We start from the raw sequence: 10,162 nt of genomic DNA, 5'->3' as shown, positions 1-10,162 counted from the left end.
GGTACATCGGCAAGCTCGTGCAAGGTTTTTGAGAGGTTTTACACTTTTTCTTTGCACTTTAGCAGACTTGATCTCGCTTGAAAACTAGGCACTGTAAACCTTTGCTGCTTTTTTCAGCAAACCCTATCTATAGGGCTGACGCAGTTGACTGATGTTTAGAGCGCTAAATGCCCCAAACATCAGTCAATCCCCTGGTTTTCGGATGAAGTGCGTCAGTCCTGCTACAAGAAAGATGCCGTGCAAACGCCTATTGACATAAACTACTATATAGTTATATAAATGAATTAACGTTCTTATCAAAATTTGATAGGTGCGATTGCGCCTCACTCAGTTGCCCCTGTCCTATCAAGAACTCTACTCGTTATTTCATGCTGCTGTTTAGGAAGAAGTATGGAGAGGCGATCGCACAAGGAGCCGATATTGAGTTTGCCAAGGTGTTGGTGTTGACTAACGCCACCGAAAGTCGTTATGCCGCGACAGCGATTTGGGAAGGAGAGTATCTTGGTTGCAGGCTATCGCCCACACGTTATACCGCCTATCTATAAATCTTCCCAAGTGCTTTCGTTTGAGTGTCACTAAGTTTTGTTCTTTACCGTTCATGAGGATATGCAATCATGTATCATTTCAGCAAAATTGTCGATTGTTCGTTTGATCAAGCGATCGCCGAGGTGACTGAAGCGCTTCAAAAAGAAGGCATGGGAATTTTAACGGACATTGACGCCCAGGCAGCCTTCAAGAAAAAGCTCGGAGTAGACTTTCGTCGGTATCGCATTTTGGGTGCGTGTCATCCTCAAACAGCGTATCAAATGCTTCAGGTGGACGATAAAGCAGGAGTGTTGTATCCCTGCAATGTGGTTGTCCAAGAACACAATGATGGACGTGTAGAAGTATCAGCCGTTGATCCTCTAGCCATGTTTTTGATGATTCATTCGCCAAGGGCAAAAGAAATTGCCCTGGATGCTAGCCAGAAAATGCAACGAGTTATTGACCGCCTTCCCGCAGCTCAATCTCTGATGCAAATGGCGTAATATCTCAGCTTCCAGAACATCATAGGGCTTACGCAAGCCCATCACACACAACACCAATGCGTAAGTCCTGAATCATTGAACTTGATCAAACAGCAACGACTGGTCGCAGTGCGCGATCGCTCCTATTTGTTGGTAAAGCGATCGCCTTGCCGACCCTATTGGCTGTGCTTAAGTGCTTCTGTGTCTTCGGCTGTGGTTGGAATCGTTTTATGAGCTTGCACCACTTGAGCAATTTCTGAGATGAGCCATGCTTTTTCTGATTCTGTGAGGAAGAACCCAAAGCGATAGCGCGATCGCCTCACTTTCACCACACAAACGGTAAGTGGAGTTCTGCCAACAGACAGTTTGGTAGGTTGAAGTTCTGCGTTCATGATTTCCGCTGGAGTGGCAGAAACATCGGCTAATGAAATATCCCAGAGCGATCGCCGCAATCGCAAGCGAGCGGAGTTCATCTCCAGGCGTGTCTGGGAAGCAGCACTAATGAGAAACAGGCCTGCCATCCACAGGCTGATGCCGCCATAGATCATTAGCAGCAGCAAACTGGCTGGAGTCATGGAGTAACCGGAGGCGAGAATCATCCAAATCATTACCAGCAAAAAACTGGTAGAAGCCAGCGGAAACAGACTCAACAGCCGACTGTGCGTGCTACGCAGCCAGGTTGGCGGAATTTTGACGAGCAACTCGTGGTCGTCTCGAATGAAGGTGATGGGGCTGCGGCTAGGGCGATCGCGCTTTTGAGTCGCGGCTAGGGTGCGTTCTCCTAGCAGAACCGCTAGAGCATCGTTTGCCGATGGAAAGCGATCGTCTGCGACCGGATCGATCAGGCACTCTAGCCAATCTGCAAAGGTTTGAGAGACATGAATATAGGGGCGAAAATTAATTTTGAGTTTACGCTGAGGCAAATCGGCCGGAGGTTTGCCGCTGAGCAGAAAAATGAGCGTTGTGCCCAAGCCATATAAGTCGGTGCTCAACACAGCCTGCCCGCGAAACTGTTCGGGAGCCATGTAGCCGTAGGTGCCAACGACGGTGCTGCCTCCGGTCATGGTGTTGTGGTAGGTATCCTGTACGGCTCCAAAATCGACTAATACAACTTGTCCATCATCTCGATAAATGATGTTTTGGGGCTTAATGTCTCGGTGAATGACGGGTGGCGTCAACTCCTGCAAATAAACCAGAATGTTGAGAATTTGAACGGCAATCTGTTTTACATCGGTTTCATTGGGTCGCCAGCCTTTTTCGACAAGGGTTGTTAGATCTTGCCCCTCGGCGAGCTGTTGCACAAGGTAAAACGAACGGTTATCGGCCTGATCGATTTGAAAGTAATCGAGATAACGGGGAATTGCTGGATGGTTTAACTGCTCCAGGGTACGAGCTTCGCGCTCAAATAAATCCAGCACTTTAAAGTCATTTAGCCGCCGCAAGGATAATGCTTTGAGGGCAACCTGCTGGTTGGTCTGCAAATCCATCGCCGCATAGGTAATGCCAATTCCCCCTTGACCCAATACCCGCAAAATTTGATAGCGCTGGGCAATAATCTCGTCGGAATGATGGAATCGTTCCATAGGTCAGCTAATTCCCAGTGTTATTCAGTGGCACCGTAGCGCTTTAGCAATGCACGAATCTGCTGATCCTCTGACGTTAACTGACAAACAGGCTGACCATTTGTAAATGTCATGGTTCTGCACGACATCGCTAATAGCTCTAGAGGAGTCCTGCCAGTCTCATCCTTAGCATTCACGTTTGCACCATGCTGTAATAGCAATTCGACCATTTCAGGGCCACTAAAAATTGCACTATGCAAAAGCGGCAGTCCACCATTAGGTGATTTAACATTAATGTCTGCGCCTTTGTCCAAAAGTAATTTTGCGATCGCCACGTTATTTCGTTCGACTGCTGAATCGAGAGGGGTATACCCAAATCGATTGGTCGCATTGACGTTCGCGCCCCTATCTAACAACAGTTTGATGACCCGCTCCACCTCTGGCCTCGATTCATCATTGTCTGGGCCAAGCCAAGGCAAAGCGTCAATAGCGACATTGAGTATCGTCCATCCGTCAGCATTTTGTGCATTGACATCAGCCCCATGCTCGACCAACAACTTCACAACTTGCTCGTATTCTGGATGAATTTCAATGGGATGGGTTGGATACCCTAGGCGGATATAGCGTTGACGTAAAGCAGCCGTGAGCGGTGTGAAGCCATATAGCGATTTAACGTTGACGTTTGCTCCCTGAGCAAGCAAGTCTTGAGTTAATTGTTTGGAAACAGTTGCCCAGATAAGCGGAGAAAGCCCATATTCATCAACTCCGTTCACTCCGGAAATTCTACTAATCATGAGCTGGGCCACTTCTGGCTCAGCGCTGTTTAGTGCACAGACTAAGGGCCATCCAACGTTTCCTGGAAGACGCTCATCTTGTGTAAGCCTGGTATCTTCATCCCGAGCCAGATTGCCACCCTGGTTCAGATAATTCCTCAGTTCTCCAATATTGCCCTCTGCAATTACTCCACAGATGCCGGGTGCCCCGAATCCGAGGGTTCGCATGGCGGCCCAGCGATAGTGGTTCAGCACACTGACTAACGTAACGGCAGCAAGGCTAACCCCAACTAGCGCTTTCCAGGGAACTGGAGCGTGGAACTTGCTAACCAGACGGCGACCGCGCAAGGCTTCCAAGGCTTCTGTGGCCGAGGAAAAGCGATCTTCAAAGTCGGGCTCCAGCATCCGCTCTAGCCAGTCGGCAAAGGCTTCGGACACCTGAACGCGAGACCGGAAGTTGATTCTCAGACGATCTTGAGGAATATCGGCAGGCGATCGCCACGTCAGCAAAAACAGCAGCGTCGCCGCCAAGCCATAAAAATCGGTTGCGGGATTGGCCTGTCCCCGAAACTGTTCGGGAGCCATATAGCCAAAGGTGCCTACCACCGTACTGCCGCGCATCAGCGTGTTGTGATAGGTGTTTTGCACCGCACCAAAATCGACTAAAAAGACGCGCCCATCCGCTCTGCGAATAATATTTTGGGGCTTGATGTCGCGATGCACGATCGGAGGTTCCAAGCTGTGCAGATAGGTAAGAATCTCTAAAATTTGGGTGGCGATCGCTTTCACCTCTGCTTCGGTAGAACGCCAGCCCTGCTTGACCAAATCGGCGAGCGACTCTCTCTCGGCTAACTGCTGCACGATGTAGAAAGCCTGATCTTGCGGCGTATCTACATGAAAGTAATCCAGATATTGGGGAATGCCAGGATGGTTGAGCTGCTTCAGCGTTTGGGCTTCTCGTTCGAATAGCTGCATCTGCTTCCAGTCTTTCATGGCCCGCAGAGACAGCGCTTTGAGTGCAACTTGTTCTCCCGTTTGCAAATCCTCAGCCTGATAGGTTGTGCCAACGCCACCCTGCCCCAGCACACACAGAATCCGGTAGCGGTCTGCAACCACATCACCAAGTTGATGCGAACCGTCTGATGGATTGGAAGGTGCCTGTACGGTTTGATCGATCGCCTCGATCGCCTGAGTTAATGGCTCATCTGAAGCAGGAGCCAGATCTGACGCAATCGCCATCGGCACAGGCTGAAATGGTTCCGGAACCGCAAATGGTCGCTGCGACGGCTCATCTGACTCAAATTCGCGCAGATGCATTTGTGTCATACGTAGATGGTTATGGATAGTGATGAGTTATGAAGAGAGTAGAGGCGATCGCGGAACACACATCTAGAATACTCAGGAAATTGTGGCGTGTCGAGAGGAGAATGATGGCGCAGTGTCTCGTCTTTTTTCTACAAAACACCCGGGAATTTGTATCTCGTTTTCTCGGACAAATCATCCATACTTTAATCTGCAACAACGTCCTTGGATGCAGTTGTTTTGAGGGCAATGGAGCCGATGCAATGTTGCAGCATGAGCGCTTTACAGGCACTATGTTGAAGTTTCACATTTATAGGACTAACGCACTTCATCCAAAAAACCAGGAGGTTGAATACTGCGTCAGTCCTGCTCTAATTAGGAGAATGTGAAACTGACGAGCTTGCTAAAGCATGGATTCATGAACGATTGATGGGGAGTAATTTGGGTGAAAAGCCGTTTTCTGTCCTGTAGTGTTGCTGTGTGTGTTTTGTTGGTTGCTTGCTCGGGAAAATCTTCTAACTTGGAGCAAACGACTCCTGAAGCTGTTGAGGAAACGGTTCAGATATCTTCTCAACGCACAATTGCACATGCTATGGGGAATGCCGTTGTTCCAGTAAACCCACAGCGGGTTGTAGTCCTTACCAACGAATCAACCGACATTGTTTTGGCATTAGGGATAACGCCCATTGGAGCCGTTCGGTCTTGGTCTGGAGCCCCCTACTATGACTACATTGCCGATGACATGGCAAACGTGCCCATTGTAGGAGACGAGATGCAGCCTAATTTGGAACGCATTGCTGCGCTGAAACCCGACTTGATTATTGGTAGCCAGGTTCGGCAAGAGCAAATTTACAGCCAGTTGAATGCGATCGCCCCCACTGTTTTCTCCGAAACGATTGGCGAATCGTGGCAAGAAAATTTACGTCTTTATGGCAAAGCGCTGAATCGTGAAGTAGAAGCTGAAAAGCTATTAACAGATTGGGATCGCCGCGTCGCCAATTTGCAACAACAGTTGGCTAATCGCAACCTTCAAGTTTCCCTGGTTCGCTTTTTACCAGGGGCCGCACGGGTTTACCTAAAAGACTCGTTTCCGGGCCAGATTTTACAGGAAGTTGGGCTACAGCGTCCGCCGCTTCAGTCAGGCGATGGGTTTGCTCAAGAAGTTTCCTTTGAGCAAATTCCAGCCATGGAAGCAGATGCGCTGTTCTACTTTACTTACACGGGAGACGGCAATAACCAAGATCTCACAAATGTTGCCGAGCCTTGGTTAAACCATCCTCTCTGGAAGCAGTTGAGCGTTGTGCAGTTAGGCAATGCTCATGCGGTGAGTGATGTTGTGTGGACGACGGCTGGTGGTGTACAAGCAGCCAACTTATTACTGGATGATCTGGAAAAGAACTTGGGGCTTTAGCATCAACCTGCTGAGTTCAGCAAGAACTCAGCAGGTCTGCTATTTAACGTCAGTTTCAGTTCAGGGCATTTCTGCGTACGCGACGCGCACGCAGAAATGGGCACTTTAGCTTATCCAACATTCACGTTATTTACCACTCAAATGAGTATCCAATTTGTAGCGATCGCCCACGTCCCGCCGCATTGCTCAACTCATTCGTTTGCAGTTGAGACACAACTGGGAAGTAATCCGTATTGAACAAATTGGTGATACCAATTTCTAAGTTTCCTGGTCCAAGGGCAATACTGCTGATGTAATCTACCGTGACGTAGCTACCAACAGCCCGTTGACCAAACACAGTATCCGAATCAAATACATCGCGATCGCCAGAATAGAGCAATTGCAATCGGTTACGCCAACCGGGAGTTGTTTCATTTTCCACATAGGCAGTGACTTTAATCGGCGAAATTCGGAACCCATCCAGCGGCGTGTAATCGCCTGTATTTGCTCGATCAATTTCTCCTTCCGACCAGCTAAAGGTACCGCCCAGTAACCAGCGATCGCTTAATTGAGTATCCACCGTTGCCTCGATGCCGTAGACGCGTTCTGGTGCTCGCAAAATTTCGCCTGGAGCCGTGAACGTGGTGCCCAGTTCCGACGTGTTGTAAAAGCCCGCCAAGGATGCCTGCCCGCCAGACCAGTTGCCGCGTACGCCTACCTCGTAGTGGTTTACACGCTGCGCTTCGGGGCGTAGAGTTCCTAGCGAAAAGTCCGCTGGTGCATTGCGAAGCACCAATCCAACATCGGCCAACGAGAAGCCTTGAGCAAAGTTGGCAAACACGCTGATATCGTCATTTAGGTCAACCACACCACCCGCATTAAACAGCGTTGCATCATAGTCCAAATTTCCGCCTTCAACGGCATTGCCCGCCAGCGTGGTGAAATCATCCACACTCAAGCCCACCCGTTCGTGACGAACACCGCCCAGGAATGTAACGCGATCGCTCACCTCCCAATTGAGTTGGGCAAACAGCCCCAGGCTGTTTTGGTTGAGGCGTGGCACCCAAGTCCGCTGGTCAACTCGACGATAGGCCAAGCCACCACTGGCATCAAACGCAGCCGCATCGAAAATATTCACGGGTTGAGATGTACGCTCATTGTTGTAATCGGCTCCCCACAACAGGCGTAGGGCTCCTTCATTCGCCAAAGGCGTGTCAAATTGCAGCCGTCCGCCCCATTCTGTGGAATCAACTTGGGACTGAAAGATAGAATTTCCTAAACTGGCAGATGTACGACCATCAAACGGGAAAAAGCGCGTTAAATAGTCACGATAGTAAAGTTGCCCTTGTAGATCACCGCCCAAGACATCGGCATGGCGATAGTTCAGGCTGAGCAGGGTATTGTTGCTCAACTGGGGCGTATCCAAATCCAAACCATCCAAGGCTTGCGATCGCTGCCGTCCAGGACTGTCAAGAATACTAGGATCGGTGGTAAAGTCTGTTGATTGCACCGAATCGTAGTGATTAACAGTGAACTGAAGCCGTTGATCCTCACCCAGGTCAACCCCAATTTTTCCCAACAGGTTTAGAGATTCAGTATCGGCCAAGCCGCCTTGGGCATTGGGATCGGAAGGAATGCGATCGCCACCCGCATCAAAGAAGCCGCCCGTGTAGTCATAGGAAGCGGTAAAGACGTAATCGGTATTGCCCGAGCGCCCACCCACATATTGTTCAACGACCCCACCCAAACTATCGGAAATGTTGCCCACATCGGCACTCACCCCCAAGCGCGATCGCAACACAACTCCTTCTTCGGCAGGCCCACGAGTAATGATGTTAATCACCCCACCCGTTGCGCCATCCCCATAAATTGCAGTTGGCCCTTGCACCACTTCAATGCGTTCGATCGCACTGGGAGCAATGGTTTGCAGATCGCGAAACGCATTGCGGTTTGTCGTTTGCGGTACTCCATCAATCAACACCAGCACATTGCGTCCCCGCAACGATTGGCCAAAGTTGCTCGTGGTTCCAGTCGAAGGAGCCAATCCCGGCACCAGTTGCTCCAAGACATCGCCCAATCCTTGCGAAACTTGGGTTTGCTGCTCAATTTGATCGCGTTCAATGACCGTAACCGAGCGAGGAATCGATGAAGCTTCTTCTTCCGTTCGGGTCGCCGAAACCACAATTTGAATCCCGTCTGGCTCGGATGCAGCGTTCTCTCCCACACCGGGCAGCACCGTCAAAATTAACGACTGGGCTTGGGCTTGGGCTGTTGCCGTTGGCGGTGCGTCTGTTCCTGTAATGGCAATTCGCACCTGATTTCCCGGCTCGTTTGTAACACTGATCAATGCAATTCCGTCTGTAGGGCCAAATTGCTCAAAGAAATCACCGTCGGGCAACGTCAACTCTGCATTGGCAATCGTTGCAATCAGCGCATTGCCCACAATTTGAAAATTGGGAACAACAAACGCCCCATTGGCCGTTTCTAGAGCGATCGCCACACCTTCATTTGCAGGGTCTACTCGCACGCCCGTAATTTGCACAAACCCATCGGCTTGGGTAAGCCTCAATGGAGAAGCGACCGGCTGATTTGCGCCAATTTCCTGCGCCCATCCAGGCAAGGAAACTGCGCCCACCATGCCACCATATATAGCCACCATCAAACCCAACTGAACCGATCGCACCTTCATATCCTTCCACACCACATTCACTTATTGAGACCTATTCCTAATAGATCAGGAGAATCAGTGTAGGAAGATTTGGGCGCTCTGTCTATCCCAAAACGGTCAGCCTTATCCCAAAACGGACTTGGTAGATAAACATTCGCGAGGGCTGATTCCCATTTGTTTGCGAAATGCAGCCGAAAAATGACCTAAATGCGCATAGCCAACTTTGTTTGCAACTTCGGCAACGGTACAACCGCCCTGCCGCAAAAGTTGTTCAGCCTTGAGCATGCGCTGCTGATTGAGATATCCAATTACCGTTGTGCCAAACAAATCACGAAATCCACGTCGCAAGGTGCGATCGCACACTCCAACCTGCCGTGCCAATTCCAGCATAGAAGGTGGATTTTCCACCTGATTACTTAGAATTTCCTTCGCGCGATAAATTGCTTCCACCGTCATAGGTTTAAGTGCGGCTCCAGTTGCCTTTTCACCCAAACTTCCACCCAAGCTCCCTTCAATTACATCTACCTGCAGTGCCAGCAGTTCAAACACCTTAGCTTGCAAGTAAAACCGCTGAGTGGCGCCTTGAAATGAACACTGCATCAACTGTTGTGCTACCGTTTGCATGGCTGGCGTGACCTTGGGGAACCAGGCAGTTTTCCAGTCATCGGTTTTGATTAACATTTGATGCAGCATCGCAGGCTGATCTACCAAAAATGGAGCAATCACATCTGGATCGATATGGATGTTGATGCCTTTTAGTTGGTGCGATCGCCCATAGCGCGCCACATACCCCGACGACAACCCACTCCCCGAAAAGTAAGCTCGCCCTGCCCCCAATGTGGGATACGTCTCGTCGTAATCCACCACACCCGACACCATGATTGTGATCTGCACCAAATGCTCGTGAACTGGCACCTTCAAAGCCCACGGCTGAGCAAATTCTTTATCAATCACATCCAGCCAAACCCCAGGAGACACCTCAACGCTTCGGGTACATCCTTTCCCCAATACGGATGGCAACCATCGGCTCGTTTCACTCTGCAAGGCCAAACATTGAGAATGATGCTGAGGCTCGTCACAATGGCAGAGTTCAACATAGTCCGCCTCAGAAAGCATTAGGGTCATAGCTGGATGCAGTCACCAAGAAACTCCAAGTTCATACAACTATTCTCATTTAAATGGGGACGTTTAATGCAACTATTCTCAGCTACAAGATGACCGACAAAACTGAGCAAGGCCGCATCAACCGTTACCTGTAACCTTTGCATCACAGGCGATCGCCCTTGTTCCGCCACTTCAGCCTTGTGACAGACGATCGAGCACCGAAATCAGGGATGCTCTTCTGGCTCATCTTCAAAGCTTGCCCCAAAGCCCAAACGCCCTATTTGAGACAGGACTTACACAAGCCCACTAAATCTGGTGTGTTGGTGTTGTGGGTAGGGTGCTTCGCACCCTACCCA

The 10,162-nt window shown here is 49.9% G+C and carries 7 protein-coding genes; 3 read left to right on the top strand and 4 right to left on the bottom strand.

Translation table 11 applies throughout. The features are described from left to right. Positions 1–368 precede the first annotated feature (368 nt). Both ACQ4M4_RS28460 and ACQ4M4_RS28455 read left to right on the top strand, forming a co-directional pair. Positions 369–545, top strand: a complete 177-nt coding sequence (locus ACQ4M4_RS28460) for a hypothetical protein (RefSeq protein WP_430687844.1) — start codon at positions 369–371, stop codon at positions 543–545. A gap of 69 nt (positions 546–614) precedes the next feature. Next, positions 615–1,028 (top strand): DUF302 domain-containing protein, encoded by a 414-nt coding sequence (locus ACQ4M4_RS28455; RefSeq protein ID WP_430687843.1) that lies wholly within the window; start codon positions 615–617, stop codon positions 1,026–1,028. 155 nt (positions 1,029–1,183) lie between these two features. On the opposite strand, the gene ACQ4M4_RS28450 is transcribed toward ACQ4M4_RS28455, so the two are convergent. Both ACQ4M4_RS28450 and ACQ4M4_RS28445 read right to left on the bottom strand, forming a co-directional pair. Then, positions 1,184–2,590, bottom strand: a complete 1,407-nt coding sequence (locus ACQ4M4_RS28450) for a serine/threonine protein kinase (RefSeq protein WP_430687842.1) — start codon at positions 2,588–2,590, stop codon at positions 1,184–1,186. A 20-nt stretch (positions 2,591–2,610) separates the two neighbouring features. Continuing rightward, positions 2,611–4,668: a protein kinase domain-containing protein gene (locus ACQ4M4_RS28445; protein WP_430687841.1), complete on the bottom strand. Its 2,058-nt coding sequence runs from the start codon at positions 4,666–4,668 to the stop codon at positions 2,611–2,613. A 568-nt stretch (positions 4,669–5,236) separates the two neighbouring features. Between ACQ4M4_RS28445 and ACQ4M4_RS28440 the strand changes: the two genes are divergently transcribed. Then, positions 5,237–6,055, top strand: a complete 819-nt coding sequence (locus ACQ4M4_RS28440) for an ABC transporter substrate-binding protein (RefSeq protein WP_430687840.1) — start codon at positions 5,237–5,239, stop codon at positions 6,053–6,055. A gap of 130 nt (positions 6,056–6,185) precedes the next feature. On the opposite strand, the gene ACQ4M4_RS28435 is transcribed toward ACQ4M4_RS28440, so the two are convergent. Together ACQ4M4_RS28435 and ACQ4M4_RS28430 are read right to left on the bottom strand one after the other, a co-directional pair. Further along, on the bottom strand, positions 6,186–8,744 hold the full coding sequence (locus ACQ4M4_RS28435; protein WP_430687839.1) for a TonB-dependent receptor domain-containing protein: 2,559 nt from the start codon (positions 8,742–8,744) through the stop codon (positions 6,186–6,188). 81 nt (positions 8,745–8,825) lie between these two features. Beyond that, positions 8,826–9,827 carry a helix-turn-helix transcriptional regulator gene (locus ACQ4M4_RS28430; protein WP_430687838.1) on the bottom strand — a complete coding sequence of 334 codons (1,002 nt, stop codon included), beginning with the start codon at positions 9,825–9,827 and terminating at the stop codon, positions 8,826–8,828. Positions 9,828–10,162 lie beyond the last annotated feature (335 nt).

Source organism: Leptolyngbya sp. AN02str (assembly GCF_050565595.1).
Classification (GTDB): Bacteria; Cyanobacteriota; Cyanobacteriia; order Elainellales; family Elainellaceae; genus Kaiparowitsia.
This window is presented reverse-complemented; position numbering and strand designations above follow the sequence as displayed.

Excerpts from the sequence above, each read along its gene's own strand:
- ACQ4M4_RS28460 (WP_430687844.1), top strand. The coding sequence starts at position 369 with ATGCTGCTGTTTAGGAAGAAGTATGGAGAGGCGATCGCACAAGGAGCC.
- ACQ4M4_RS28455 (WP_430687843.1), top strand. The coding sequence starts at position 615 with ATGTATCATTTCAGCAAAATTGTCGATTGTTCGTTTGATCAAGCGATC.
- ACQ4M4_RS28450 (WP_430687842.1), bottom strand. The coding sequence starts at position 2,590 with ATGGAACGATTCCATCATTCCGACGAGATTATTGCCCAGCGCTATCAA.
- ACQ4M4_RS28445 (WP_430687841.1), bottom strand. The coding sequence starts at position 4,668 with ATGACACAAATGCATCTGCGCGAATTTGAGTCAGATGAGCCGTCGCAG.
- ACQ4M4_RS28440 (WP_430687840.1), top strand. The coding sequence starts at position 5,237 with ATGGGGAATGCCGTTGTTCCAGTAAACCCACAGCGGGTTGTAGTCCTT.
- ACQ4M4_RS28430 (WP_430687838.1), bottom strand. The coding sequence starts at position 9,827 with ATGACCCTAATGCTTTCTGAGGCGGACTATGTTGAACTCTGCCATTGT.